We start from the raw sequence: 26,528 nt of genomic DNA on the forward strand, positions 1-26,528 counted from the left end.
TCCGGTGTTTACGGTGGCCATTCCTGGTTTGATCGTCGATGGGTCCCAAGTTGCCCGGCTACTGGTTGATGACCTGGCTTGGACTCACCGGGAATTTCCTGGCTTTGCCGGTGATTGGTCTTGTTGCTTTCCAGGCATCCAGCCTTCAGGCTGCAACCATCAGCGTGGCGTTTGCGCTCGCCTGGCCGGCGGCAATCGTGGGGATCGTGGCCTCTGCTGGCTTGCTCGGTGAGCGGCACTGGGGGGTGATTTTGGCCATCGTCTCGCTGTCGATGGCTTTGGCTGGATCTCTGCCCTACGGCATCGTGCGCCTCTCCTTGCTTGCGTTTGGGGGAGGGGAGCAAGCGATTGCGTTGGGTGTGGCCTCGATTGTGTTGGGCGTTCTCAACGTGTTGGCCCTGCTGTATTGGTGCCGTCCCGGCCATCGCCGTGGTGGTCGCCTCTGAGCGATGGCCGAGGTATCGGAATCGCTTGAAGGTTCATCCCTCGCGGGACTCTCTATTCATTGCTGGCATCCACATTTTGTGGTTGTGGAGAAGCCGTCCGGGTTGCTCAGTCAGCCCGGTCTTGGCGATGCCCAGAGCGATTCCTTGATCACCCGGGTGCAAGCTGTTCGGCCGGAACTTCGGCTCGTGCATCGGCTCGATCGCGACACCTCCGGTTTGCTGTTGTTGGCCCGGGATCAAGCGAGCTTGAAGGCGCTCGGAGGCTTGTTTGCCGATCGCAAAGTGCACAAGTTGTATGCGGCCGAAGTGCATGGCCATCCCGAGGCCCTGTCCGGGTCGGTGCGCTTGCCGTTAGCGCGTATGTCTACTCACCCACCCCGTTATGGGCCTCACCGGGATGGTCGCTCTTGTTTGACCTTGTGGCGTTGTGCACAGCTGGGAACCAATCGCTCACGCCTTTGGCTCGCTCCTCGAACAGGCCGCTCCCATCAATTGCGGGCGCATTTGGCCGCGATTGGCTTACCCGTGATCGGCGATCCGATCTATGCAGCACCTGAGCAGGGCTCCTCTCTTGAACGTCTTCACCTGCATGCGCCTGGTTTGAGCTTTGCTGATCCCTTCAGCGGGCAGCGCATTAGGGTGCTCTCTCCCTTGCCTTGGCCCTAGGGATGTCTTAGGCGCTGAAGCTGCGTTTCGCCGGGATTGGATAGGGAATTCGGCGATGCCGCATGCGCCTCCAGACGCGCACAAAGGCATGCATGATCAGGTCCACTTCGGCGCGACTCAGACCGCTTTGACTCAGCTGCCCATCGGCCAAGCGTGCCTCCAAGATGCGTTTCACTGTGGTTTGCGCTTCGCTGTCGCTGGTGTCGGGGGGAAGCGATCGTAAGGCGGCCTCACAACCATCAGCCAGCATCAAAATTCCGGTTTCTTTCGATCGAGGCGTGGGGCCTCGATAGCGAAATAAGTGTTCTGAAACCGTTGGATCTTTTTGCTGGGCTTGATGCAAGAAAAAGCCCATTCGCAAGGTGCCTTGATGCTCTGGAATGAAATCCGCGATCGGCCGCGGCAAGCGGTAGCGCCGAGCCAATTTGAGGCCTTCATCCACATGGGCTTGGAGAACTCCGGCACTCGCGATCGGATCATTCAATTTGGTGTGTGGATTCTCTTCGCCGGTGGTTTGATTTTCGATGAACCAGTTCGGAGCATGGAGTTTGCCCACATCGTGATAGAGAGATCCTGTTTTGATCAGATCCACATCGGCCCGAATCGCACGCGCTCCCTCCTCGGCCAACCCACAGATCATCAATGTGTGTTCAAACGTTCCAGGTGCTTCTGACGACAACCGGCGCAGCAGTGGGCGCTCTTGATCGGCCAGTTCCATCAAACGGGCCCGAGTGAGCAGGCCGAATGAGCTTTCCAGCAGCGGAAACAGCAGAATCGTGAGCATCATCAGCAGACCCATCAGCAAGGCCTCAGAGGCGAGTTCTCCGGTATCGGGAGTGAGCCGTGTCCATGACAGGTTCACGGCTTCAAACGGTTGACGCAGCACCACCATTTCGGCGACTAATGCACCCAACGGCAGCAACACTGCTAGTTGCAACAACTGAGCTCGGCTGCGTAATCGTCCGGCCTCAATGGCGGCGATCGCCGCAACGGCAGCGGTAATCAGCAGCCGGCCTTCGCCCAATCCGCTCACTGGAGTCGGCCAAAGCAAACAGCTCACCGCCATCCAGGTCAGACCACTGGTGGTCCCGAGGCCTTGAGCGAGAAGCAGGGTGGGTGGCACGATCACAGCCAGTGGGCTCACCGCTGCACCGAACCAAATCTTGCTGAATTGGCTGATCAACAGCAGGCCGATCGCCAGAAATCCGTGGGAGGCCTCAAGGCAGGGCCTTTCCCGTTTCATCACGAGCAGCATCACTCCACAACTTGCGAGGGCTTCGGTGAAACGCAACAACCAAATTCCGAGTTTCGGGCTGCGATTGATCAGCCCAAAGAAATCGAGCACGTCGTAGGCCTGGGAGCTAATTGGTTCGCCTTTGCGGGTGATCAGATCGCCAGCTTTCACTTCAATGCTTGGAATTCCTTGCTTGGTGATCAGCTCTTCGATCAGTCGTTGACTGCGCAGCGGATCGGTTTGGAGGTTGCTAGCTCCTTGAAGCGTTGTGGTGGCGATCTTGCTGCCGAGGGTTCTTGCTGGAACGTTCTCAGGTCCAAGGGCTTCGAGTTGCAGTGATGAAGCCTTTCTGAGCTGCTCAATCGCCAGTGTATTCACTAGGCCTTGGCTGAGCATGCGATCGACAGCCCTACGGATCGCCATGTCCCAGTTTTTGCGAGCGTTTTGCGAGCGTTTTTCCAGCCAAAGTTGCTCGTCTGCGGTCAGATTGACGGGGCCAATTCGGTCGATGTTCTGACTTCTGGCGACCCGTTCTAATTCGGCAAGATGACGCTCGAGTCTGAGCTTGAGGAGGCTTGATTGCTGTTCATCCACCACCTGTACAAAGGTGTTGGGCATCAAGCTTGATCGCCTTTGATCGAGCGCTTCGCTGTCGACGACCCTCGCTGCCTTCGGAGCAATCGAATCGAATGGCGCTGGGATTCCAGGTCGTAAGTCGGGTTCCACCAGCCATGGCCAACTGGAGACCATTGCTACGGCAATGCAGACCACAAGCAATCCCGCCTTCTGAAGGCGGTTCCAGCGCAGCACAGGGCGTCGCGGTGACTCACTCCGCAACCAGCTTCTCCAGAGCTGGGCTAGGGGATGAGATCGGAACACAGCTGTTGATCACTGATACAGACGCTAACCCCACTGAGGAAGCAAACTGGGGTGAGTGTCAACAGACCTCGATGGCTCTCAGGCTGGATGGCAAGCAGCTCGCCGCGCAGCTTGAAGTGCGTTTGCAGCAGCAGATTCAAAATGGCATGGCTTCAGCAGGGCGTTCACCAGGCCTGGCTGTGCTCCGTATTGGCGACGATCCCGCCAGTGCGGTCTATGTGCGCAACAAAGAAAAGGCCTGTGCACGCATTGGGGTGGAGAGCTTTGGTTCCCATCTCCCAGCTCATGCTTCACAGCAGGAGGTGTTGACAGCCATCCGCGAGCTCAATGCTGATGAACGGGTGGATGGAATCCTGCTCCAGCTGCCGCTGCCAAAGGGTTTGGATGAGACCCCGCTGCTTGCTGAAATCGATCCGAACAAAGATGCTGATGGATTGCACACCTTGAATCTCGGGCGCCTGTTGAAGGGTGAGCAGGGTCCACGAAGTTGCACACCTGCAGGCGTGATGGTGATGCTTCGTGATCAGGGCATCGATCCCGCCGGCAAGCGCGCCGTCGTGGTGGGCCGCAGCATCCTGGTGGGCCAGCCGATGGCCCTCATGCTTCAGGCGGCGAACGCCACCGTCACGGTGGCCCATTCGCGTACGCAAGATCTGAAATCGATGACCCGTCAGGCTGAGATTCTTGTGGTGGCAGCAGGTCGCCCTGAAATGATCGGTGCCGATCACATCACACCGGGTTGTGTGGTGGTGGATGTTGGTATCCATCGCCGACCTGAAGGCGGGCTTTGCGGTGATGTGCGCGCGGAGGAGCTAGAACCCGTTGCTTCAGCTCTTTCTCCAGTCCCTGGGGGGGTTGGCCCCATGACGGTCACGATGTTGCTGGTTAACACTGTGGTGGCCTGGTGTCGACGCCATCAAGTTGCAATGGAATTGTCTGATTTGGTGGTTTGACCCCCTCGGCCTGAGAGAATTCCCTCAGCACTGCGCTCACCATGTCCGCTGCGGCCACTAGCCCCGAAAGCGTGCCGCCCTCCGGTGAGCTCCCCTCCACGTTTGACTTTGCGGCGTACCTCAAGCTCTCCCGCGATCGTGTGGAGTTTGCCCTGGATTCCTCGATGGGGCCCGAGCGTCCTGAATCCTTGCGTGATGCGATGCGCTACTCCCTTCTGGCGGGGGGCAAACGCTTGCGGCCGATTTTGTGTCTTGCCGCTTGTGAATTAGTCGGGGGATCGTCCGAACTGGCCATGCCAACGGCGGTGGCTCTGGAGATGATCCACACCATGTCGTTAATTCACGACGACTTACCGGCCATGGACAACGATGACCTGCGCAGGGGACGTCCGACCAACCACAAGGTGTATGGCGATGCCATGGCCATCCTTGCGGGTGATGCCATGCTCAGCCGTGCTTTTGAAATGGTGGCCGTCCGCAGTCCAAACGTGCCGGCGGATCGCTTGTTGCGGGTTGTTGGTGAGTTGGCTCTTGTCTCTGGAGCCCCCGGTTTGGTTGGTGGTCAGGTTGTGGATCTTGAATCCGAGGGCAAAGCGGTTGACCTTGAGACCCTTGAGTACATCCACCTTCACAAGACCGCGGCGTTGCTGCGTGCCTGTGTGGTGACCGGAGCTCTGATCGGAGGCGCGAGTGATGACCGACTGCAGGCGATGCGCACTTACGCCAATGGCATTGGTTTGGCCTTCCAGATCATTGACGACATCCTCGATGTAACCGCTAGCAGCGAAGTGCTTGGCAAAACGGCCGGCAAGGATCTGCTCGCCGATAAAACGACCTATCCCAAGCTTTTGGGACTTGAAGCCTCGCGGGAGAAGGCGTTGCAGTTGGTGCGGGAGTCCAAGGCTGCGCTTGAGCCTTGGCGCAACAAGGCAGCTCCCTTGTTGGCTCTCGCCGATTACGTGGCCAGTCGCGATTGTTGACCATGACGATATCAATGATCTCAACGCTGTCCATGCCTGCTCAGATTTTGGATAATGCTGTGCTCGCCTGGGGATTGGCCGCCTGCGGGTTGGCGCAGTTCTCCAAGCTGTTCCTTGAATTGGTGCTGCATCGGCGCTGGAGGCCGGCGGTGCTGTTTGAAACCGGAGGGATGCCTTCGAGTCACTCGGCATTGGTCACTGGCACAGCCGCTGGAGTGGGCTGGCAGATGGGTTTTGATCAGCCTGCGTTTGCGCTAGCTGCCACGGTGGCTTTTGTGGTGATGTACGACGCCAGTGGGGTGCGCAGAGCGGCTGGATTTACGGCCGCTCGCCTCAACGAACTTCCTGATTCGCTCTGGCCCAACCCTCCGGAGAAGCCCCTCAAAGAGCGGCTCGGTCATACGCGCACGGAGGTGTTGGTGGGCAGTTTGCTGGGACCTTTAATCGCACTCCCTGGACTCTTTTTTGTGGGGTCGCCCCTTCATATGGCCCAAACGTTTGGTTTGTTGAGCGGGTGAGCAGGCTCAAGCCCTCTGAGGCCATCCTTACCAACGATCAGCAGACGGCAGCTGCATTGTTTGAGACCTGGCTGGCAAACGAGGATCCCAGTATTCCGTTTGTGTTGAGCGGTTACGCCGGCAGTGGCAAAACCTTCCTCTCGATGCGTTTGCTGCGCCAAGTGGAAGCGACGGGGCTGTGTTGGACCGTTGTCGCCCCCACCCATAAAGCGGTTGGGGTGTTGCGCCATGCCCTTGATTTGGAGGGGCTCCACCCCACGTGGTACCCCTCCACCATCCATCGACTGTTGCGGCTCAAGTTGCGTCGCCAGGGGGATCGGGAGGTTTGCGAATCCACCGAACAAACGGCGGCCTCGTTGGAACATCTCGGCCTAGTCCTGGTTGATGAGGCCTCCATGGTCGATAGCTCGCTGTTGTCTGTCGCACTGCAGTGCGCGCATCTTTTCAAAACTCGGCTTGTGTTTGTTGGCGATCCGGCCCAGCTTCCGCCGGTGGGAGAAGCGGATAGCCCTGTGTTCTCCATGGACCGCGCGATCACAGCGTCACTTAAGCAAGTGGTTCGTCATCAAGGTCCTGTGCTGCAGCTGGCGAGCTGCTTGCGGGATGGACGCTTGCCCTGTGAGCTGCCGCCCTTAATGCCTCCGCTGCGCAGCGAATTGGGTCAGGTGGGTGTGCTCAATCGTTCGGCTTGGCTAATCCAGGCTCAAGATGGCCTGCGCCGGGCTGCGGCCTGTGACAACCCAGATGCAGCACGCATTCTTTGCTATACCAATCGCACCCTGGATGCGCTTGTGCCCCATGCACGACGCGCCATTCATGGTGCGATGGCGGATCAGATGGCTGTTCTTCCTGGAGAAGTCTTGATCAGCCGTACAGCGGTGATGGCGCCTGCCTCCCGCGATGGGGCAGAAACAGGGGAAGAACCCGATCTAGTGCTGGGCTCGAATCGGGAAGTGGTGGTGGAGGATGTCACCCCCGAACGTTGTGACCTCGCTGAATTTGGGTTTGCGGGGGAGACGCAGATGGCACTCGCTGGATTCGAGGCACCTGTGATTGACACCGTGACAGCGAGGGTTCGTAGTGGAGAGCTAGAGCTCAGTTTGCGCTTGCAGCCGCCTTCCGGGAGTGCAGCAAGGCAGCGCCTTGATGGTGTCCTTCAGGGGTTACGCACCCAGGCAAGGGATGCGGGAAAGCGGGGTGGACGGCCTCTTTGGCGTCAGTATTTTTTGATCCGTGATGCTTTTGCCTCGTTGGGTCCAGCGGCCGTGCTGACTGTTCACCGCAGTCAAGGCAGCAGTTTTGGAGAGGTGTTTGTTGCCGATGACGTGTTCTGGCCGCAGGATCTTGTCCTGCGGCGGCAGTTGGCCTATGTCGCGGTGAGTCGAGCGCAAGAGGCGGTCTGGATAGCGGGAAGGTCGTCATCAGTCAAAGCCGTGGAACGTTGGACTCGGGCGCTGAGGACTGAATAACACCAATGAGAGTTCTGGGCTTAACTCCCTGACTGCCTATTCAGCTGCAATTGGCAGGATTTCAGCTTTGAATGAGGTTCCACCTCATAGCAAGACGCTCATCTAAAGCAGTGCATTCATGTCTTGATGCCCTGCAAATTAGCTCGAAGCAAAAGTGTCAGATGATTTGAATGAATGAATTGCTCAAAAGCACTGTCTTAGCTGGAATCTGTACACAATTCTTGGTTGCTCAGTACCCTCAGTAGGAGCCATTGGCCTCGATGATTTGCGACTGCATTGTTTGCAATGAATTGATTGACGCTGATGATTATTTCTGCTTTAATAGAACTAGAGAGAAAGGTGAGTAATTATGCTGACAATTAATTGGGTAGGAACTGTCGTTTTGATCGTATTAATCGCAGGAATGGCATGGGTCTCTTACGTAGAAACCCATCCAAAGTGTCTATGAGGGATTTGCGATAAGTATTAATGCTTGGCTATATCGAATGCTTGTCTCTCCCTATCCTCTAAAAAAGTCCCAGGTTCCAGATGCTTCGTGATGCACATCGTCACGCAAACTCCATCCTTGAGTCCGCAACTTGTGACGCATTCGAGATAAGCATCGACAGCATCCCAGCGTTCGGTGATTGATTTGCAACTATGTTCATTTTTGAATGCTCTCATCTTATGCTCCCAAGTGGGAATTGATTACGATGGTTTTTATTTTCTGGCAAGTAAATCATTACGATATAAATTGTTCCTAGGTTAATGTGCCCATCTGAGATGAATTAAGGGCAAGCAAGATAGATCCGGCCTCTTTGTATTCGCTTAATATTTGCCAGTTATCGATCATTCTTTGGCAATAAAAAAAGCCTGTACCGAGGGGTACAAGCGGATTCTGTTGAAGTGATTTTTAATATGCAGTAATTAGTGTATTACAGCTGAAAAGCAGAGATGAAATAATGTGTATGTGGCGATACCAATTGAGATCGCTGGAACTGTAAAGCTCATGATTACTCCTGTGGATAACAGTAACTTAATAGGAGGAATTTACTTCTTTGGCATTAAGAGCTACATAATTCTTCTAAAGAGTAATAATACCTAGGCAGCTATGTTTGTTTCGCTATCATTTTGGCATTTTGTGCTTAATAAGGCGTAGCGTTTTTGAGATTTCTCTTCTGTGGATTGAATCGCTGCAGCAAATTGTGCCTAAGTTGAATTGAGTGTCAGGATGAAGTTGTCTTGAATATGGTCTTGATTGCATTTTCTTTAATCTTTGACCTGATTGTAAGAAGTTTCGCTCTCAAGCACAGTCCGAAGAGCTAATGTTCAATCAAGTAGTAACTACTCTCTTTGATCGTGTAAAGCGAATCAAGCTATAAAGCGCATACCGGAGGCAAGGCACTATTTTTAACATCGTAGGTAAAGTCTCTACTTTGATCGATCTCCTGTGGAGATTCAGCTACTTTGCTAACAACTTCTAATGCCAAATGCATCAGTTGTCCATTTGGGATGTTTTCATTCGTTGAGGTCTGCGGATCTGCCACGAGTAGGACATTGAGTGAGTCGTTAGTTTATTGTTTGCTTTTGACAGTGTTTGTATCTATAGGCACTCTCTTTGTTATGAAGCCTACGCAGAAGGACTCCACATAGATTGAATCTGGTTGGTCTTAAGATTGAAGGCTTACAGATTTTGCTTAGTAGCGAAAGTTACATCGTGATTCTTGCGGTGTATGTACTCAGTATTGAGCTCTTAACAAGTTTGGCAATGCGAGGCGATCAGTATGGAAAGAAAGAAGCCGTCTGTATCTGTACCCTTCCAACCTCTAGCTATCTCCCTGAACCGCTCCTGACAGCAGACGCTCTTGGCGTATGCAAGCTGTAGAAAATTTGTTACGGAAGGGTTAGCCCTTTGTTGGTGTGTGTGAGTTCGAATGATTGAGTAGCTCGGCCGCCAATAAATCCTTGGCCAGCATCGATAAACCCACACCCATCAGGGCCAGAGCTAGGCCTTGATGGGTGTCTGCACTATTAGATACCTTTCTGGAAAGTTCTAGGTGTTGTTTCCAGGAGAAGTGCATTGAAACCAGGCGTCACCATGCTTTTTAGGCTAATTAGCGGTTTCAATCAAAGGTATAAGGGCCTTTAGGCAACGATCTGTAATATGGGAAATGTAGTGACTTGAGCATGTAATCCTCAAATCAGTTGCAATCACTACCTGATTGATTTGCGATGTTATGCCTTACGGGCTAACTTAAGTGCATCTAGCAAAAAGACCAATGGATCCAATTGCTTTGACGATCGGACAAATGTTCGAGATCGAGAAGTTTTCAAGAGAAATTGATAGCTCTAAAGACGTTGAGGAGTTGCAATCTATCGCTAAAAACCTTCTTGTTGCTTGGAAACAGCAGCAAGCTGCATCTGCTTGGATCATCCGTCAGCAACAGGGACTTTGAATGCGTTGAAAGACAGCATCAAACCGGCTTAGAGAAATAGTTGCCAGACGTTTCTCTGGATAATGAGAAAATTTGAATTCTAAATAATAACCATAGAGGAAACTGTTGCGTAGGTTCAATCTTTTTACTCGTGGAACTTGATTTTAGACAATGGATCGTGATGTTTAGTGCTGCCCCACGGCACGGCTTCACGTTCCACCTTCATCTCACTTCTAAGTCAGGGTAAGACCGCTGATTCCTTGCCAGCCGAGATAGCCCCCGATTCCGATGCTGACGCCGGCTAAAACCAGCTCGCCTCGAGCAAACAGCACCTCTTTTCCGCGTTCTAATACAGGCACGACTTTTTCTCGACCAATCGCAACGGCGATCAAAGGGGTAAGCATCAACAGGCTTGCTCCGATCGTGAAGGCCAAAAGGCCAATCAGTTCTTGCCAGGTAGGCAGTTGAGCGGCTAAGACAACGCCTGCTGATTTCGCGAACAGCACCAGATCATCAGGACTGGCAACTTCCGCGACCGCACCTAACACCAACAGCAAAGGGAGGGGCATGTTCACAAAGCGATCCACGCTTGCGGTCCATGCCGGCGGTGTGTCTCCATCGGTGAACGATCGCAGCAATTCCCTACTGCCAACGGCGATTAAGGCCCCACCAGCGAGGAGATCCAAGCCCGTTCGGTGATGGGAGCCCTGCGTCATGTCCAGTACCAGTGAATGCCCCACAGTCACCAATAGAGCTGATGTCGCCATTGTGGTGACAACCCATCCCGCAACGAACCAGCCCCCGCGTTGTAAAGGTTTCGGTCCCAGGAGAAGCAGCAGTAGAACGGCGATGTGGATCGGGGATAGGCCGATGCCAGTGCCATAGGCCAGTAGCTCAGCCCAGAGCGTGGTGTCGCTCATCGTTAAGCCGAAACACAAAATTCCAAAGTGATCGTATTAGGGCTTGCGCCCAAGCAACTGCTCAAAACAAGAGTTTGCACAGTAGTGAACCGTTGAGATCCTTGTCAGACACAGGATTTGAGCTGAGATCTGGACTGATTGGTGCCTTATCCACAATGACGAGGAACATCAGCGGCTGAGTTGCGTGGGGTGTGATGCAGATGCATGCACTGCAGGGTTGAGTAATGCTCCAAACCGATTCAAGGGGAAGGTATGAAAATTTCGATAACGCCCTTAGACAAAAGCCGATTAACTAGCAGGTAGTAAATGTTGATAGGATGTTTATATGCAATTTGAAAAATCGCATCCTCTGCATTAAATGATTGGATCTCTTGAGTAAAAAATGTAATATTTAGGCCGCCATGCATTGCGTTTGAGCTATGCCTTTTGGTTGGATTTGTAAGGCGTTATTGTTTGTCTTCTTGGACTGAATAGAAGACAGACTGGACGATGATTTTAAAGTTATTTAGTTGATCGACAATTGTTTTGATCCCAGCCTCGTCGTCATCAGTGAGCAAGGGATACTGGCGATGAAAGGATACGGTAAATGACCCATCCATGCTAATAAGGTTGGTCCTTTCGTGATAGATGAATGAGGAGCACAGGCGCTTTGTTGCTAATTGAGCCATAGCGTCTTGCCCTTTTTTAAATACCCTATCGATCTGGAAGTGTATATATTTATCCTTTCCTGCATTCGCTTGTGGGTTGAATTCGGCTTCGTCTGATTTAGCGAACTCTGATTCTGTGGATTTGGTTGATCCTACTTCGTCAATGCCCTCAATGGTCCAAGTCATCCCATCAAGTAAAACATTTACTTTTGCCCACTCTGGTTCTTTCATCCAGATGTCTAAGTCGCATTTATACCCCTCTTTTTTTAGCCCTTCGTAAATGTTTCGACTCGTTAGTTCAAAGGTTACCAATAGGTCACAGAATTTATTTCCCCCGCAACCCTAACGGGCTTGAGGCAGAACGGGACTTGTGTTTGTTTCAACACCTATTTATGTGGAGATTGATTCAGTCAAGAGGTGAATTGATGGATAGGAATGTATAAAAAGCACCTCTTAATGGTGAGTGCGTTATTGAATATGATTTCTTGTGAGCAAGTCGTCAACTCAGGTGATTGTGTTGACGGTGGCGCACTGCATGGCTGTAAGCAGCGACCTATTCCTCATGCATTTCATTTCTATTGCCGAGCTCGATGTGCCTGCGGTCAGTCGATCCATGAGCTTGGATCTCAATCTTGTGAGTTGAGCCTGAAAGGTTTATTCCGCTCAAAATAAGCCGTTGGTAGGGGCATTCCAGCGGGCGATCGCGCGTTGCCCCCGCTCGAAGCCCAGGATGCAGATTGTTCCTGTGCCGAGCTGGAAGTAGCGCCCACCTGCTGCACCGAGTCCCAACCATGTGCCTGTTAAGGCACGTAGCACGTGCCCATGGGCAAAGAGGGCAACATCCCCCTCACCCGGAGCCGCTAAGGCGATAGCAATGGTGTGTTCGCAGCGTTGTTGTACAGATTCCGCGTCTTCCCCATTGGGGCAGCCATGACTCCATACCGTCCAGTTCGGATTGGTCTTGCGAATCTCGGGGGTTGTGATTCCTTCGTAATCGCCGTAATCCCACTCGCGCAAGCTGTCCATGATGTGACGTTGTTGGCCAAGGCCGCCCAGCTCACATGTGCGTGTTGCCCGTTGCAGTGGTGAACTAAAAACGGCTGCAAACTGATGATTTGTGAGCGCAGGCGCAAGTTGCTTTGCCTCTTCTTCGCCCTCTGGCAATAAAGGCAGATCGGTGCTGCCTGTGTGTCGTCCGTTTTTGGCCCATTCCGTGGCTCCGTGTCGAAGCAACCAGAGTTGACGTTCGTTATCCATGGTGTGAATCAGTGCGCTGTTGTGCTGGTGGCTGTTGATCTGGTGGCTGTCTTGTTCCTCTTAAGTCCGAATGTCAAACCAGTCATGTCCAGTGACGGGCATCTTTGAGAACAACACCCTGCTCACGCTTGCTGTGCTTGGGCCGCACTCACACCACAGACGTAATTCGTTCAAGGCTCTTTCGCCTCCCTCCGCCTGAACTTCCACTCTCCCGTCTTTGAGGTTGCGAACCCAGCCACAAAGACCAAGATCGATGGCTCGTTGTCGGCAACTCTGTCTGAATCCCACCCCTTGCACGTTGCCTTCGATCAGAAATCTCCAGCGTTCCCTTAAGGGTTGCTGTGGCTGACGCGTGGTCTTTATGAATCCGTCGCGATCTGTGTCGCCACGGTTTCGAGAGCGGCGCGCCATCGGCATGAGATCGTCGAAGAGCTGGCCCAGTGAAGATGCACCCAGCTTGCGTGAACGGTCGGAAGTGCCCATCCCTCTTCTCTGCGATCAACATGCCAGCCATCAACCTGCCACAGCGGTTGCCATCTGCCCATAGGTTCCTCGCTGAGCTCCCAGCGGTGAAATTCATGTCCCATCCACTGATCACCCGCTTTCAGGAGCAAGCTGTCGTGGGATGCCGTTAAGTGGCGATAGCCCACCTGCAATCTCCCGCGTTGGGCGTGAAACGGTAAGACCCCTGCCATGGCATGGGTTTGTCCCTCCCCATCCATCAAACTGGTTCCCAGCATCAACATCCCGCCGCATTCGGCGTACAGCGGTTTGTGTTTTACCCAGTTGCGCAGGCCTAACAGGCTTTGTTGGCATCGGCTCAGTTGTTCGGCATGCAGTTCAGGGAAGCCTCCAGGGATCACAAGTCCATAGGCCGCTTGCGGCAACGGCTCGTCCTCTAATGGGTGCCAAGGGATTACCGGCATCCCCAGTGCCTCGAGGCAATCCTGCATCTCGGGATAACGGAAATGGAAGGCGTTGTCCTGGGCGACGGCCACTGGCAGTGGCTCTCGCTGGGTGTCCTGTGCCAGAGCGTTCGCGAGCACGGTTTGGATCGGTTCTGGACCTCGCGTTGGCGCTGCCATCAGCCTCTCAAAGACCCCCATCTCCAGATGTTGATCAGCGATCGCTGCCCATTGCCCCAGGCGAACATTCAGTTGATCGAGTTCGTGGGCTGGAGCTAAGCCCAAATGCCGGCTGGGTAGTTCGAGGCTTGAATCCCGCGGAAGACAGCCCAGGCAGGGCACGTCAATGGACGTCAAGACATCTTCGAGAAGCAAGCGATGGCGCTCAGTGCTGACGCGATTGAGCACCACACCAGCCAGTTGCACGTCGGGGTCGAGATCACGAAATCCGCTCACGAGGGCGGCGAGCGATCGCGCTTGGCCGCCGGCATCCACCACCAGCACCACTGGCAAATTCAGGTGTTTGGCTACGGCGGCGCTGCTTCCTTCGCCCGTTGAGCCGATCCCATCGAATAGGCCCATCACCCCCTCCACGAGGGATAAGTCGCAGCGACCTCCATAGCCATGGAAACTGGTCTTCACCCAGTCGGGTCCGCACAAGGGCAGGTCGAGATTGCGACAAGGGCGCCCGGCGCTGGCCCCAAGCACTTGGGGGTCGAGGTAATCAGGCCCCACCTTGAAAGGTTGGATGCTCAATCCCCTCTGTTGGGCCCAGGCGATCAGACTGAGGCTGAGCAGAGTTTTGCCGCTGCTGCTCGATGGAGCAGCGATCACACAGGCCATGCTGCTCAGCTAGGAATCAACTCAGAAGCTTGGCAGCCAGAGGGGCAGCTGCAGCTAGGAGCGGGTTTGAGGAGTCGTGCCCACCCTCAAGGAGGCGAGCCATGTCGGCTTCCACATGGGTATGGAGCAAGGGCACCACTTCTTCCACGAGTTCCATGCTGGCCATGCCCCCAGCTTCAAGGCGCATGCAACCCCCGGATTCTGCGCAGAGAATCACGCACATCGCCCCGCCATGCTCGGGTTTGGAAATCATCCGCAGTCCCACGATTTGTCCTGGATGAATGCTGGGTTGCCCCATGGGTACGGGAGACACCCGCAGCGGCACCTCTGTTCCATCAGGACGTTGGAACATCCCACTGATATCGGAATCGCCGGTTTTGGAATCATGCCGACCGGTCTCTTTCAGGGTCCAACCCAGTCGATCTGCAATCCAAGAGGCCAACAGGAGGCCTTGGACAGGGTGATCTCCCTCGACATCGATGTCGAGTTGCACCACATGGCTGAGGGCATCGCGGCGGTGTGGGGGGTCAAACACCATCGCCAGGGTTTGATGCCAGCTGCCCAGCCGCAGCCAGTTGAGATCATTCACGGCTTGCCCGCTTGCGAGCCTGGTGGCGAGAAGGTTCAGGCAGTAAGAGGGATCACCAAGAGCGGAATCAAGAATCAGCCTGCGAGGACTGATCGAGAGCTGCTCTAACAGCTCAGGTGATTCATCGAGCGGCCCGTTCCACCACACCCAAGAGGGCAGGTCGTCGGGGAGCAGGGGCTGCAAGGTGTTGAGTCCTTCCTGCAGGGCTTTCGTTCCACCGCGGAGCACCACCACATCACCACAGGCAACGGTGCCCCCGCCTTCTTCCGGTAAGGGGCAATAAGCGGCCACCAGGGTTTCCAACGGGCGTGTGGAATCCAAACTTGGCGCCAGGGTGATCAAGCGCCGTGGTCTGAGCGTGCTTAAGGCCCCGTCAACATGTTGACCACGAAGGTCATCACTGGTTTTGCTGCCATCAACCTTGGCCAGACTGTTTGACACCGAGCTCCCCAAGGGCGGGGTGCTGAGGGGGAGATCAAGCTCAAGGATTGCTTTCCGCCCAGCTTCTTCCACCTCGTCGCGTTGGACACCCACGATTGGGCCCTCGATTCTGCCCGTGCGGACCAGCTGTTGTTCCACCCAGGCTGGCTGCCAGATCAACAGGCAAAAGGTGTGGGCCCCAATGCTGCTGGCTTGGTCGCGGGACCACAATTGATTGAGGTAATTGGAAACCTCCGATGGAGGGAGCTCGAGGGGAGTTTGAAGCGTGAGCTGAGGGGACATGCTGCGGCCTGAAGGAGAGCGGTATCGAGGTGAGCTTGGGTGTTGTTTGGGGCTGTCTAGGGGCGACGCCAGTGCAGGCCGTCTCGTGCCAGCAGGGCGTCAGCAGCGGCAGGTCCCCAGGTGCGTGACTCGTAGGGATGGATGGGCAACTTCCAGGGGCTGTCTTCGATGAGTTCCAACAGAGGGGTATAGAGCCTCCAAGCTGCCTCGACTTCATCGCTCCGCGTGAACAGCGTTGGATCGCTCAACATCGCGTCCGCCAGTAGGCGTACATAGCCCTCATCAGAGGGTTCACCAAAGGATTCGTCGTAAGAGAATTCCATTTCTACAGGCCGGCTGCGCATGCCGGAACCTGGAGATTTCACTTCAAATTTGAACTCAGCACCTTCATCGGGCTGAATGCGCAGGATGAGCTGGTTGGCTGTTGGACTGCCACCGGCAGCATCGAAGAGGTGAACGGGTGCTTCGCGGAAGGTCAAGACCACTTCGCTCAGACGCTTGGCGAGGCGCTTGCCGGTGCGCACATAGAAAGGAACGCCCTGCCAGCGCCAGTTATCGATGAATAGCTTCATCGCCACGTACGTTTCCGTGGTGCTGTGGGGATCGACGCCTGGTTCTTGCCGGTAGCCGCTGAGAGGTGCGCCATCGCTGCCTCCAGGCCCGTATTGACCGCGGATGCAGCAGTTCCAGGGTTCAAGTTCATCGGCCAGGCGTGCCGCTTGAAGAACCTTGGCCTTTTCACTGCGGATGGCCTCTGGATCAAAACGTCCAGGGGTTTCCATGGCGGTGATCGCCAACATTTGGGTGAGATGGTTTTGCACCATGTCGCGCAGGGCGCCAGAGGTTTCGTAGTAACCGGCGCGTTCCTCCACTCCGACGGTTTCAGAGGCAGTGATCTGAACGCTGGAGATGTAGTTTCGATTCCAGATGGGCTCGAAAATCGCGTTGGCGAACCGCATCACCATGATGTTTTGGACCGTTTCCTTCCCGAGGTAGTGGTCGATGCGAAAGATCTGGTTCTCTTGGCCGCAGCCTTGAACCACCTTGTTCAGGGATTGAGCGCTGCCGTAGTCCCGTCCGAATGGTTTTTCAATGACAACGCGGCTGCGCTGGGGATCTTTCAGCAGACCAGCATCGGCCAGGGCTCGGCAGCCACCCGCATAAAACTTTGGCGACACCGATAGGTAGAAGGTGCGGTTGCTTCGTGTGGCTCTTTGACGGTCGATCTCCTGAAGTCGACCCCCGAGCTTCACGACGTCTTCAGGTTTCTGAAGGTCCACCGGTTCGTAAAACATTCCGGCGGCAAATTGCTCCCACGCTTCGGGATGGTCGCGAACCTTGTCACCCATCGCCTCAGCCATCTTGCTGCGGAATTCTTCGTCGCTCCAAGGTCTTCTGGCGCAGCCCAGGAGGGCAAATTCGCTGGGAAGTCGTCGTTGCTGAAATAACTCGAAGAGGGCTGGAACCAGCTTGCGATGGGTGAGGTCGCCGCTCGCTCCAAAAATCACCAGGCACTGTGGAGCGATAACCCGTTCCTGTCGCAGCCCAACCCTGAGTGGGTTCGTGATCGTTGCGGTCATGGCTACAGCAGCTCTTAGGCAGGTTTAACCAGGATTTCTCGATCGGGCAGCGCAATTGTTCCTGCAGGCCGTGTTTTGTGGCTGTCTCCTGAAAAACAACAGGATTAGACATTAAAAAAGCCCGCTTTTGGCGGGCTTGATTCATTTAAATCAGAGGTTTAGTAAGTCTCAACGTGCCAGCGGTGAGCCTTCTTGAGTGCAGGGCGAAGCTCGGACCAATCGAGGCCTTTGGCCTCGGCTGCCGCAGACATGGCTTCATCAATACCGGGCTCCATGCCACGCAGACCGCAGATGTAGACGTGAGTTTTCGGGTCTTCAATCATCGCGAAAATCTCATCAGCGTGTTCAGCCACCCGGTCTTGGATGTACATCCGACCACCTTTGGGATTCTGCTGTTCGCGGCTGATGGCTTTGGTGTAGCGGAAATTGTCGGGATATTCCTTCTCGTAATGAAGGAAGTCCTCGTCATAAAGCAGGTTGGCTGTCTTGGGTGCTCCCATGAACAACCAAGCTTTGCCTCGGAATTTCCATCCATTCTGTTCCCGTTCTTTCGACTCAAACATGCGACGCAGATAGGTGCGCATGGGCGCGATGCCGGTGCCGGTGGCCAGCATGATCACATTGGCTTCCTCGTCCTCAGGGAGGAGCATTTCTTTGCCAACGGGTCCTGTGATTTTGACCTTGGTTCCAGGCTCAACATCACAGAGGTAAGTCGAACAAACACCGTTGATGGTTTCTCCATCCAGTTCGTACTGAAGGTGTCGCACGCAGAGGGACACCGTGTTGCCCTCGAGGTTGTCGCCGTGGCGAGTACTTGCAATGGAGTACAAGCGCAGTTTGTGGGGCTTCCCTTTGGCGTCTTCACCAGCGGGAACGATGCCGATGCTTTGACCTTCCACATATTCGAGTTGTGGATCACCACCGCTCAGATCGAAGGTGATGTGTTGCACCCGACCAATCGCGCCGTCTTTAAGGAGTGAATAATTTTCTGTGACTGTTCCCAAAAAGGGAGCTTTGGGTTTGTAGAGATTGACCGGCACAGCTTTGGCCGCGGGCTTTGGTTGGGAAGTAGTCACAGGCTTCGATCGTGCTGGGGGTGCGGATTTAGTGGGTGCGGCTGCCGGCTCTGATCCCGCTGGAGTCACAGACTGGATGCGTGCCCCTGAAGAGAGGAGCATGCGCATCGTGTCGCGAAGCCGGCTGTAAAGGACGTTTAGGCGAGTGTGCTCTACGCGACGTCCACCCAATCCTGTGAAGACAATCGTGAATGTCCTTTCATTAAAGGTTGTCTGCGGAGACGCGTTTACTCGCATTGAAAACGTCCTGTTATGGCGCGACTATAAGCGTCACCACTGACTTGCAAATCAGTTTTCGCTGAATCGAAGTTTCTTCCTTAGAGTCAGCGTCATCAATCTCTCAGGATTAGAAGCGAAAACGGTTTGGCATCTTTCAGTGGGCTGACACAACTGAAGCGCGGCGAAACGCCCAGAGGAAAGGCGATGTCGTCGCATCACAAGCCCATTGAACAGACTGTTGAAAGGATGTCTGATGGCGTTCGCCGCCTTGCTGCTCAGCTGCTCACACCGGTTTCTGCGGATCAGATCTGGGCTGTTTTGACGGATTACGACCAACTCAGTGCTTTCATTCCCAACCTTGCAAGCAGCCGGTTACTGCTTCGAGAAGGAAATAAAGTTCATTTGCAACAAGAGGGATGTCAGCAATTCCTAGGAATGAAATTTTCGGCTTCCGTAGAGCTGGTGCTTGAAGAATTTGCTCCTGAGGGGACGCTGAAATTCAAGATGAAAAAGGGTGATTTTCGGCGCTTTGAGGGAACCTGGAGGTTGAAAACCATGCCAGAAGCAACGGCTCTTTTCTACGAACTCACGGTTCAGGGATGTTTAGGGATGCCAATTGGCTTGATTGAACAACGACTGCGTGACGATCTCACCACCAACCTCAAAGCAGTTGAAGCAGAAGCGCGACGCAGATCTCGTTAGTTGTTGGCTGATCTTTTGACAGCCTGATGGCAATCCATTGGATTGGGATTGGTTTTTTGTTGTTGCGTCCGATCGTGGTGGTCTAGATCTCCAGATCCTTGTGTGTGCCGTCTGCTTGCGGCCTAGTTCATCCACGGTTTGGCATAAAAAAACTCCCCCCGAGAGGAGAGTCTTTGATCAAACTCGATGAAATTTCATCCAGTTCTTCAGTAGCCCCAAGGGGATTCGAACCCCTGTCGCCTCCGTGAAAGGGAGGTGTCCTAGGCCTCTAGACGATGGGGCCAAGAACGTGATCGAAAAGTCTTCTGAACTTCCGCCACCTAGTGAAATTAAGGTTCAGCATGACCCTCCGTCAAGACAACGTTCTCCTTCTCTTGACCTTGGCCCTGCCAGACGGGCACGTTGAAGGTGAAGCAAGCTCCTTTGTCTGGTTCTGAGATCACCCAGATCCGGCCGCCATGGACTTCAACAATGCGCCTGCAGACCGAGAGTCCAACCCCAAAGCCTGAGGCTCCAGCTGATGTTTGAGGGAGCCGGACGCGGTCAAGAAAAATGCGCTGTTGCTCTTCTTCCGGAATCCCTGGCCCGCTGTCGCAGATACTCACCTGCACCCACTGACTCGTGCGATGAAGCATGGTCAAGGAGATCAAACCTCCGTTGGGTGTGTACTTCAGCGCATTTTCCAGCAAATTCAGGAGCACCTGGCGCATCCTGCGCTGATCGGCAAACACCTTGGGAAGATCCGCAGGGATGTCGGTGTGGATGGTCACATCTCTGCCGAGCCAAAGTTTCTCGAGTTCCAGAATCGCTTCGGCGGCAACACTGGCTAAATCCAGGCGCTGGGGATTGAACAAGGCCTCCCAGCGTGTGCTCCCCACCTCCAACAGATCCATGGAAAGCAAAGCGATTTCCTCGAGGCGTCTTTTGAGGACATCCCTGAATCGATGGATATCGATTTGGCCTAGTTCTTGACTTTGCACAGCAAGCGTGGCCGCGGTGAGTGGTGTACGCACTTCATGGGCCACCATGCGCAGCAAGCGCTCTTGGGCTTGCAGGCGGTCAATCAGGGTTTCGTTTTCCTGACGCAGCACCAGCAACTGATCCTCGAGCTGAAGCTCTCTTTGGGTGCGGCTGCCGTCGAGCTCTGTTGGCTTGAGACTCAAGCCAAGGCCACTCACCACCTCGTCTTGCTGCCAGCGCGGCAACCAGCCACGCAATTGCTGAAAGATGCTGCTGCCCGCAAACACCTGTTTTGGCTGCGGTTGCAGCTTCACCAACGATGGGGTGACAACCAAGCGGTGCAGTTCCAGCAACTCAGGTTGTTGGCTTGGATCTGAGATTTGAAGACTGACGTCGAACCCGCAATCTTCGTTCTGCAGGAATTCGACCAACTCGCGGAGGTCGCGGCTGGACAGATGGTGGCGACCAGCAACGAGTAACAAACTCAGTTGTTGGCGCGGATTGCGATCAATCCCATCCACCGACGGAGCTTCGCAATGTTGAGGCTTACCTTATGGGTTTTTGACCTGTCCCGCAGATCCGCTAAGAAGAAGGAGAACACTCTGTTGTTACCTAGGAGACGGCATGTCCCTTCTGCCGCTTGAACAACGGGGCTCAAAGCCACCGAACGGAGAGCCTCCAGTCTCCGAAAGGATGTACTTAGACAGCAATCTGAGGCGGTGGTTTGCGCGGAACCTTGGACTCTGGAGGTCTAGACGTCAATATCTTTTCAACAATGAGGAAGTCTTTTTCCTGGACATGATGATCCGGGTTGAGATCTTCTCGGAATTTCAATTTGGTGAGCCTCGCTACCGCTTCAGTTGGTGGCCTGAACGGGAAACAGACTTTTTTGATCGAAAACCCCGTTACGAGAAGGCCGGCGTCATGGAAGCCACATTGATGGGCCACCAACTCCAGCGGAATCGTGCCTACCTAGAGCCAACGGCTCACCGCACGCAGATCAGGCAGGTGGATGAACACGAAATGATCTTCGAATCTCATTATGGAGACTGGGATGTGCAGGAGTACACCCGGATGATTTATGACGACCGCTATCGCTCTCGAGCTATTTACAGCTGGCAAAACAACGTGCTCGAGATCGTTGAACATCACCACGAAACGCGTATGGAGGATGCATCAGCTCCGATTCCGGTCTGAAAAAGATCCTGTTTGGGTCAATTTGGGTCAAATTTGGACATCTTTCCACTAGCCCTAAGCGGTGAAGATGCGGCACCATGGCTGCGTATTCCGGTTTGATCCTTTGCGTCCCCTTAACCGACTCCGTTCTGCTCTGTCGGCACCATTGCTTTTGCTGCCTCTCTGCTTAGCAGCTCCTGCTGCGATGGCTCAGTCGGCCGCCAAGGCGCCAAAGCCTGCCAGCAATGATGACGTCTTCCTGTATCGCGGCATGGGGTCGTCCTTCGTTTGCAACGCGCGCACAGCAGGGATTGAGTTTCCGAAAGCTGTTGGCGTTGCGGCGGCAACCTATGTCCAACTTCTGAATGGACGCCATGGTGGCAAGGTTGCATCCACAGGCAATAAGAAGCTGACCAATGAGCAGCTGTTTGCCGGTGCCGAATTTCAAATCATCACTGGTGCCATGCAGTTCTGTCCCGACAAGGTGCCTGCCGACGTCAAGACCAAGGTGGAAGAAGCGTTGAAAAAAGCGAAGGCCGCAAAAAAATAAGTCGATCCTCTCGGAGTGAGAGTGGAGACGCCTAGTCCAGGCCTGGTGCCTCCACGGCAGTGACGTCTGCACGCCAAGATCGATGTAGAGACTCCTGCCCATGGCTACCGCCTCCACCACTGCTCCGACGATCCGGCTGAAGGATTACAAGCCTTTTCCCTGTCGCATTCCATCCATTGCTTTGGATGTGGTGATCGGCTCTGATTCGGTTGAGGTCAGCTCGCGCATGGAGCTGACTCCGGTGTTGGGATCGGAGCCGCAAGCCCTCGAGCTTCAAGGGGTGGATTTGCGCTTGCAATCGATTGCCATCGATCACCACGAGCTCAAACCTTCTGACTACAGCATTACTTCGGAAAAACTGATCATTCACCAGCCCCCGCAGGTGCCTTTTCAGCTCAAGACGGTGTGCAGGATTGACCCGCAGGCCAATACCTCGCTTGAAGGCCTTTATGCCAGTGGGGGGATGTTGACCACCCAGTGCGAAGCCGAGGGATTTAGGCGGATTACCTACCACCCGGATCGTCCCGATGTGCTCAGTCGGTTCACGGTTCGCATCGAGGCCGATCGCGAGCGTTATCCGGTGTTGCTCTCCAATGGCAACGCCTTAAGCGCTGGGCCCCTCGCTGGTGATCCCACCCGCCATGAGGTGACATGGGAGGACCCGTCCCTGAAGCCCTCCTATCTGTTTGCCCTTGTGGCCGGTGATCTTCACGAGGTTCGCGATCGGTTCGTCACCCTTTCGGGACGCAACGTGAGCCTGAGGCTTCACGTGGAGCCAGGCGATGAGCCCTTCACAGCCCATGCCATGGAGTCGTTGAAGCGATCGATGGCCTGGGATGAACAGGTGTATGGCTTGGAATATGACCTTGATGAATTCAATACCGTTGCGGTGCGCCACTTCAACATGGGCGCGATGGAGAATAAAAGCCTCAATATTTTTAACTCCAAGTTGGTTCTTGCTGATGCAGAAACAGCATCAGATGCCGAACTTGAGCGGATTGAAAGTGTTGTTGCCCACGAGTATTTCCACAATTGGTCTGGCAATCGCATCACCTGCCGTGATTGGTTTCAGCTGTCCTTAAAGGAAGGACTCACTGTTTTTAGGGATCAATGTTTTACGGCTGATCTTCATTCAGAGGCTTTAAAGCGTATTGAGGATGCGGCCATGCTCCGCAATACGCAGTTTCGAGAAGACGCAGGTCCAACAGCCCACCCTGTGAAGCCAGATGCTTATCAAGCCATCGATAATTTTTATACGACCACCATTTATGAGAAGGGTGCTGAGTTGATTCGTATGCTCAGAACGCTTCTGGGCGAGACACGATTCATGCGTGGCATGGCGTTGTATTTCAAACGCCATGACGGAGAAGCTGCCACGACGGACGATTTTGTAGCGGCGATTGCTGAGGGTGCATGTCTTGAAGGTGAGCCGCTTGGTTTTGATTTAAATCAGTTCAAACGTTGGTATGAACAAGCCGGTACTCCCACGGTGACGGTGAAGCGCGCCTGGGATTCCACCAACGGGGTGTTGCGCCTGAACTTGCGTCAAAGCACGCCTCCAACACCGGGGCAGCCGCACAAGCAGCCCTTGGTGATTCCCTTGCTATGGGCCCTGGTCCCAACCAATGGGGAGCCTGGGGAAGAGCAGCTGCTCGTGTTCGATCAGGAGGAGCACACGCTGGAACTCAAGGGGCTTCCGTGTTCAAAACAGCCCCCTGCTCTTTCACTCTTCAGGCAATTTTCTGCTCCAGTGCATTGGGAAGCCAGCCAAGACCCTGCTGAACTGTTCACTCTTTTGGCCTGCGACAACGATCCATTTGCCCGTTGGGATGCGGGGCAGCAGCTTTGGCGGAGGCTGTTGTTGGCTCGGGCCTCTGGAACTCCGAATGCCGATCTGGAAGGCCAGATGTTGGAGGCTTTGACCAAGCTCTTGGCCCCAGATGGAGAACAGGATTCAGCAGTGCTCTCCACATTGATGGCCTTTCCTGGCGGCCCTGAGTTGGAAGCACTCCAGCAGGAGGCTGACCCCCCAGCTTTGTACCGAGCGGCGTGCGAGCTGCGCGAGCAATTTGGCCAGTCTTTGGCCCCATTGCTTCGGAAGCGGCTGAATGGTGTCGAACCCGATCTGGCACTGGTTTGGCCCGAGGGTCAGGGGCAGCGGCAACTTACCGGCTTGGTCTGGGCTTGGCTGGCTGCAGCTGGTGATTCAGCGGTGCGCAAAGCTGCTTTGGCTGCCGTCGGTGGTCCGTCGATGACCTTGGCGCGTGCCGCTCTGCGGGCTCTTCAGCCTTTGGATTGCTCAGAACGAGAGGAAGCGTTGCGTCAATTCCACGATCGTTGGCAAGAGAAGCCAGTGATCTTTGACAGCTGGTTTGCCTTGGAGGCATCAACGCCTCGGGCGGATGGCTTGCAACGGGTGGCCTCCCTTTTGCAGCATCCACGCTTTGATCCGATGGCGCCCAATGCGGTGCGTGCGGTGTTGGGTGGATTCGCTGGCAACCTTTTGGTGTTTCACGCAGAGGATGGCAGTGGCTATCGCTTCATGGCGGAACAAATCATTGCCTTGGATCAGCGCAATGCGATTACCGCGTCGCGCTTGGCCAAGGTCTTTAGCCGTTGGGGCACCTACAGCAGCAAGCGTCAAGCGCTTGTGAAGGCGGCATTGGATCAACTCTCCGCGGCTCAGCTTTCTTCCAACACCCGCGAAGTTGTAGAGATGATGAAAGGGACGTGCACTGGACAGTGATCTGAAAGATGTACTTTGCATCCTCATTGCTCGTCCTTATTGCTCAAAGATAAAGAGTGTTAGCTATCAGTAATTGAAGGCTTCTCCCGCAGAGAAAATGCTGGAGTTTGAAGATGTTACGCGATGGAAGTCACGCCGTTATAAGGGTTGAAAGATGTATTCAATTGTATGATTAGAGTTGTTTATGGAAGCCCGTTGACCCAATAATCAATGTGATTAAAACCTTGCGACGCCTATATCCGTTGTTTAGGTATCAGCAGCATGCGCCTTGGAATAGTTTGAGTCTCTTTGCTTTTCAGTCTTGTTGTCTGAACTTGTTAATAGCAATCGCTTGAAAAAGAACATTAATAATTCACCAACTTGACTTGTCTCTACGAGTTCCCATCTGTCTTTACCGAGTGTATTTAAAAATGTTTCTAATTGTTGGGCGGGATGTTTAGTTTTTCCGTATTTTGCTGGTACATCTTTGGAAATTCTTTCTTAATGAATTCTGGGCTTAGTGCTCCTTGTAATTTTTGGCTATCTCTTTCTGGCGTTGAAGTCTGTGTTTTGGCAGTATTCTGGGCATTGGTATTGATATGTATTACTTTGTATTCCCAATGATTTAGCTCCGAGTCGACTCCTAGTTGTACACCATTATGTTTTCTCTCTTGGCTGGGAGCTTGATTTGTATCCATTTTTGAATTGGTCCTTTAGTGGCACCTCTATTAATATAATGCATTGGTGTTAAAATGAACTTGTCGATGCAAAGCCTGCATCCTGTCGTGATTTTCAAGAAATATAAAATAAAGAGCAAGCTATATGCAGCAAGTTCTATGAATATGCGATATTCTTTTGCGATAAAAATTACTCTAGGTAATAATTTTACGCTTCATTGAGTTTAATTTAAGCTTTTATCTTGGGTTGTAAGTAATATTTTTTCCCATCTGTGTAAATATTTTTTTGCGATACTGAGACCCTTCTGATCCAGAGTGTTTTCCCCATAATCCTTCCCAGTAAAAGTAAATTACCCCGTATCCGCGATCATTCGCTAACCGAACCTTCTTTTTCAAAATATCCATCGAGGTTGTTCGTTTGCCAAAGCCAGCTAAGACGCCAATCTGGATGGGGATGCCCCATTCGCGGGCTTTGCGTAGAGCAGGCTGGTCGAGATCTTTGGCATATCCCCTGAGGGAATAGGCATAGTTTTGAACAACAAGATCATCAATCAGCTGTCCTACTGCCCAGAGCTCCCAATCTTGAAGCCAATTGTTGTAGGCAAACCGAAATGGCCCTGGTGACAAACTTATTCGCACTGGAAGCGATTCTTGTTCCAAGCGAATGCGTAGCTCGCGAAGAAGACCAGTGAGTTTGCGGCGACGCCAGGTCATCCAATAACGATTGGTGTAATCGCGGGGTGGATCAATCCCGAATTCAGCTTCATAAAGCCCAGATGTGTAAGGGTCGTAACCCAATTCCACAGGCCAAGCAAAGTGGTCATCGAGTTGCAGGCCGTCCATCCGGCAGCGTTTCATGACCTCAACCACGAGACCAATGAATCGCTCTCGCACTTGTGGGTGTGCAGGATTGAGCCACACCATCTCCTTGCCGTGCATTTTCATCACGGGGTCACCATTGGCCCGTGACAACACCCAGTCCGGATTGCCTTGAACCACTTTTGCGGAGGCGGGCTCCATTAATCCGTACTCAAACCAGGGAACCACTTTCATTCCGCGTTTGTGAGCTTCTTTGCTCAGGGTGCAAATGGGGTCAACCGTGACACCAGCGCTCTTTAGGGCGGGCTCTAGCGGGGCGAATTTACTGGTGTGAAAAGTCGTTCCACGACTCCAAACATTGGGATAAAGCACGGAGAATCCTGCTTGCTCAAGCTCATCGACGGCTTGCTTGATGTTCTGCTGGTCGTAGTACAGCGGGCTAGGACTGTTGGTGAGCCAGACCCCCAACGCCTGTTTTCGCTCAACACTCGGTAAACGACTTTTACTCAGCAGCGCGTTTGTGCTCTGACCAAACGTGGCTGGCGGGGCCATGAGCAGGGTGAATGGCAGGCTGACCGCCCAAAAGAAGTGACGCAACACC

General features: G+C 53.9%; 24 protein-coding genes and 1 tRNA gene. 12 read left to right on the forward strand and 13 right to left on the reverse strand.

Going from position 1 to position 26,528, the window contains the following annotated elements; all coding sequences use genetic code 11:
- Window positions 1-38 precede the first annotated feature (38 nt).
- Together SynSYN20_RS05080 and SynSYN20_RS05085 are read left to right on the forward strand one after the other, a co-directional pair.
- A complete protein-coding gene (locus SynSYN20_RS05080; protein WP_186524981.1) occupies window positions 39-446 on the forward strand; it encodes a hypothetical protein in 408 nt (135 codons plus the stop codon).
- 3 nt (window positions 447-449) lie between these two features.
- Complete coding sequence (locus SynSYN20_RS05085; RefSeq protein ID WP_186524982.1) at window positions 450-1,112, forward strand: RluA family pseudouridine synthase; 663 nt, start codon at window positions 450-452, stop codon at window positions 1,110-1,112.
- A gap of 7 nt (window positions 1,113-1,119) precedes the next feature.
- On the opposite strand, the gene SynSYN20_RS05090 is transcribed toward SynSYN20_RS05085, so the two are convergent.
- On the reverse strand, window positions 1,120-3,225 hold the full coding sequence (locus tag SynSYN20_RS05090; protein ID WP_186524983.1) for an HDIG domain-containing metalloprotein: 2,106 nt from the start codon (window positions 3,223-3,225) through the stop codon (window positions 1,120-1,122).
- A 71-nt stretch (window positions 3,226-3,296) separates the two neighbouring features.
- Here SynSYN20_RS05090 and folD point away from each other — a divergent pair, with 71 nt between their 5' ends.
- The 5 genes from folD to SynSYN20_RS05115 all read left to right on the forward strand — a co-directional run bounded on the left by folD (window position 3,297) and on the right by SynSYN20_RS05115 (window position 9,580).
- The gene (gene folD / locus SynSYN20_RS05095) at window positions 3,297-4,178 is read left to right on the forward strand and encodes a bifunctional methylenetetrahydrofolate dehydrogenase/methenyltetrahydrofolate cyclohydrolase FolD (protein WP_186524984.1); all 882 of its coding nucleotides are present in this window, start codon (window positions 3,297-3,299) and stop codon (window positions 4,176-4,178) included.
- Between the two features lie 41 nt (window positions 4,179-4,219).
- Window positions 4,220-5,158 carry a geranylgeranyl diphosphate synthase CrtE gene (gene crtE, locus SynSYN20_RS05100; RefSeq protein WP_186524985.1) on the forward strand — a complete coding sequence of 313 codons (939 nt, stop codon included), beginning with the start codon at window positions 4,220-4,222 and terminating at the stop codon, window positions 5,156-5,158.
- A 32-nt stretch (window positions 5,159-5,190) separates the two neighbouring features.
- Complete coding sequence (locus tag SynSYN20_RS05105; protein WP_370586712.1) at window positions 5,191-5,676, forward strand: divergent PAP2 family protein; 486 nt, start codon at window positions 5,191-5,193, stop codon at window positions 5,674-5,676.
- Window positions 5,673-7,145, forward strand: coding sequence for an AAA family ATPase (locus SynSYN20_RS05110; protein WP_186524987.1), 1,473 nt, complete (start codon window positions 5,673-5,675; stop codon window positions 7,143-7,145). Before SynSYN20_RS05105 ends, SynSYN20_RS05110 begins: the two co-directional genes overlap by 4 nt.
- Window positions 7,146-9,403: 2,258 nt before the next feature.
- Complete coding sequence (locus SynSYN20_RS05115) at window positions 9,404-9,580, forward strand: hypothetical protein (RefSeq protein ID WP_186524988.1); 177 nt, start codon at window positions 9,404-9,406, stop codon at window positions 9,578-9,580.
- A 212-nt stretch (window positions 9,581-9,792) separates the two neighbouring features.
- On the opposite strand, the gene SynSYN20_RS05120 is transcribed toward SynSYN20_RS05115, so the two are convergent.
- The gene (locus tag SynSYN20_RS05120; protein ID WP_186524989.1) at window positions 9,793-10,479 is read right to left on the reverse strand and encodes a GAP family protein; all 687 of its coding nucleotides are present in this window, start codon (window positions 10,477-10,479) and stop codon (window positions 9,793-9,795) included.
- Window positions 10,480-10,925: 446 nt separating this feature from the next.
- Entirely contained in the window at window positions 10,926-11,357 is a 432-nt protein-coding gene (locus tag SynSYN20_RS05125; protein ID WP_186524990.1) for a hypothetical protein, read from the reverse strand.
- A gap of 256 nt (window positions 11,358-11,613) precedes the next feature.
- Here SynSYN20_RS05125 and SynSYN20_RS05130 point away from each other — a divergent pair, with 256 nt between their 5' ends.
- Window positions 11,614-11,769 (forward strand): hypothetical protein, encoded by a 156-nt coding sequence (locus SynSYN20_RS05130; protein WP_186524991.1) that lies wholly within the window; start codon window positions 11,614-11,616, stop codon window positions 11,767-11,769.
- 20 nt (window positions 11,770-11,789) lie between these two features.
- Here SynSYN20_RS05130 and SynSYN20_RS05135 read toward each other — a convergent pair whose 3' ends face one another.
- From SynSYN20_RS05135 to SynSYN20_RS05160, 6 genes are all read right to left on the reverse strand, one after another.
- Window positions 11,790-12,383 (reverse strand): histidine phosphatase family protein, encoded by a 594-nt coding sequence (locus tag SynSYN20_RS05135; RefSeq protein ID WP_186524992.1) that lies wholly within the window; start codon window positions 12,381-12,383, stop codon window positions 11,790-11,792.
- Window positions 12,384-12,443: 60 nt separating this feature from the next.
- Window positions 12,444-12,794, reverse strand: coding sequence for an acylphosphatase (locus SynSYN20_RS05140; protein WP_186524993.1), 351 nt, complete (start codon window positions 12,792-12,794; stop codon window positions 12,444-12,446).
- Entirely contained in the window at window positions 12,743-14,131 is a 1,389-nt protein-coding gene (locus SynSYN20_RS05145) for a cobyrinate a,c-diamide synthase (protein WP_186524994.1), read from the reverse strand. Before SynSYN20_RS05145 ends, SynSYN20_RS05140 begins: the two co-directional genes overlap by 52 nt.
- Window positions 14,132-14,147: 16 nt before the next feature.
- Window positions 14,148-15,443: a glucose-6-phosphate dehydrogenase assembly protein OpcA gene (locus SynSYN20_RS05150; RefSeq protein ID WP_186524995.1), complete on the reverse strand. Its 1,296-nt coding sequence runs from the start codon at window positions 15,441-15,443 to the stop codon at window positions 14,148-14,150.
- A 56-nt stretch (window positions 15,444-15,499) separates the two neighbouring features.
- Window positions 15,500-17,023, reverse strand: a complete 1,524-nt coding sequence (zwf, locus tag SynSYN20_RS05155) for a glucose-6-phosphate dehydrogenase (RefSeq protein WP_186524996.1) — start codon at window positions 17,021-17,023, stop codon at window positions 15,500-15,502.
- A 158-nt stretch (window positions 17,024-17,181) separates the two neighbouring features.
- Window positions 17,182-18,336, reverse strand: coding sequence for an FAD-binding oxidoreductase (locus tag SynSYN20_RS05160; protein WP_186524997.1), 1,155 nt, complete (start codon window positions 18,334-18,336; stop codon window positions 17,182-17,184).
- A 186-nt stretch (window positions 18,337-18,522) separates the two neighbouring features.
- Here SynSYN20_RS05160 and SynSYN20_RS05165 point away from each other — a divergent pair, with 186 nt between their 5' ends.
- Window positions 18,523-19,020 (forward strand): SRPBCC family protein, encoded by a 498-nt coding sequence (locus tag SynSYN20_RS05165; protein WP_186525471.1) that lies wholly within the window; start codon window positions 18,523-18,525, stop codon window positions 19,018-19,020.
- 210 nt (window positions 19,021-19,230) lie between these two features.
- Here SynSYN20_RS05165 and SynSYN20_RS05170 read toward each other — a convergent pair.
- Both SynSYN20_RS05170 and SynSYN20_RS05175 read right to left on the reverse strand, forming a co-directional pair.
- Window positions 19,231-19,303: transfer RNA gene (locus SynSYN20_RS05170), tRNA-Glu, on the reverse strand.
- A gap of 46 nt (window positions 19,304-19,349) precedes the next feature.
- A complete protein-coding gene (locus SynSYN20_RS05175; protein WP_186524998.1) occupies window positions 19,350-20,501 on the reverse strand; it encodes a histidine kinase in 1,152 nt (383 codons plus the stop codon).
- 103 nt (window positions 20,502-20,604) lie between these two features.
- On the opposite strand from SynSYN20_RS05175, the gene SynSYN20_RS05180 reads away from it, so the two are divergent.
- The 3 genes from SynSYN20_RS05180 (at window position 20,605) to pepN (ending at window position 24,452) form a co-directional block, all read left to right on the forward strand.
- Window positions 20,605-21,177 carry a hypothetical protein gene (locus SynSYN20_RS05180; RefSeq protein ID WP_186524999.1) on the forward strand — a complete coding sequence of 191 codons (573 nt, stop codon included), beginning with the start codon at window positions 20,605-20,607 and terminating at the stop codon, window positions 21,175-21,177.
- Between the two features lie 67 nt (window positions 21,178-21,244).
- Window positions 21,245-21,706 (forward strand): cAMP phosphodiesterase, encoded by a 462-nt coding sequence (locus SynSYN20_RS05185; RefSeq protein ID WP_186525472.1) that lies wholly within the window; start codon window positions 21,245-21,247, stop codon window positions 21,704-21,706.
- Between the two features lie 100 nt (window positions 21,707-21,806).
- The gene (gene pepN / locus SynSYN20_RS05190; RefSeq protein ID WP_186525000.1) at window positions 21,807-24,452 is read left to right on the forward strand and encodes an aminopeptidase N; all 2,646 of its coding nucleotides are present in this window, start codon (window positions 21,807-21,809) and stop codon (window positions 24,450-24,452) included.
- Window positions 24,453-24,868: 416 nt separating this feature from the next.
- Here the strand turns inward: pepN and SynSYN20_RS14355 are convergent, their stop codons facing one another.
- The gene (locus tag SynSYN20_RS14355; RefSeq protein ID WP_222929756.1) at window positions 24,869-25,129 is read right to left on the reverse strand and encodes a hypothetical protein; all 261 of its coding nucleotides are present in this window, start codon (window positions 25,127-25,129) and stop codon (window positions 24,869-24,871) included.
- A 216-nt stretch (window positions 25,130-25,345) separates the two neighbouring features.
- Entirely contained in the window at window positions 25,346-26,479 is a 1,134-nt protein-coding gene (locus tag SynSYN20_RS05195) for a glycoside hydrolase family 10 protein (protein WP_186525473.1), read from the reverse strand.
- Window positions 26,480-26,528 lie beyond the last annotated feature (49 nt).

Origin of the sequence: Synechococcus sp. SYN20, assembly GCF_014279555.1 — a bacterium.
In the GTDB taxonomy this organism is placed as follows: Bacteria; Cyanobacteriota; Cyanobacteriia; order PCC-6307; family Cyanobiaceae; genus Synechococcus_C.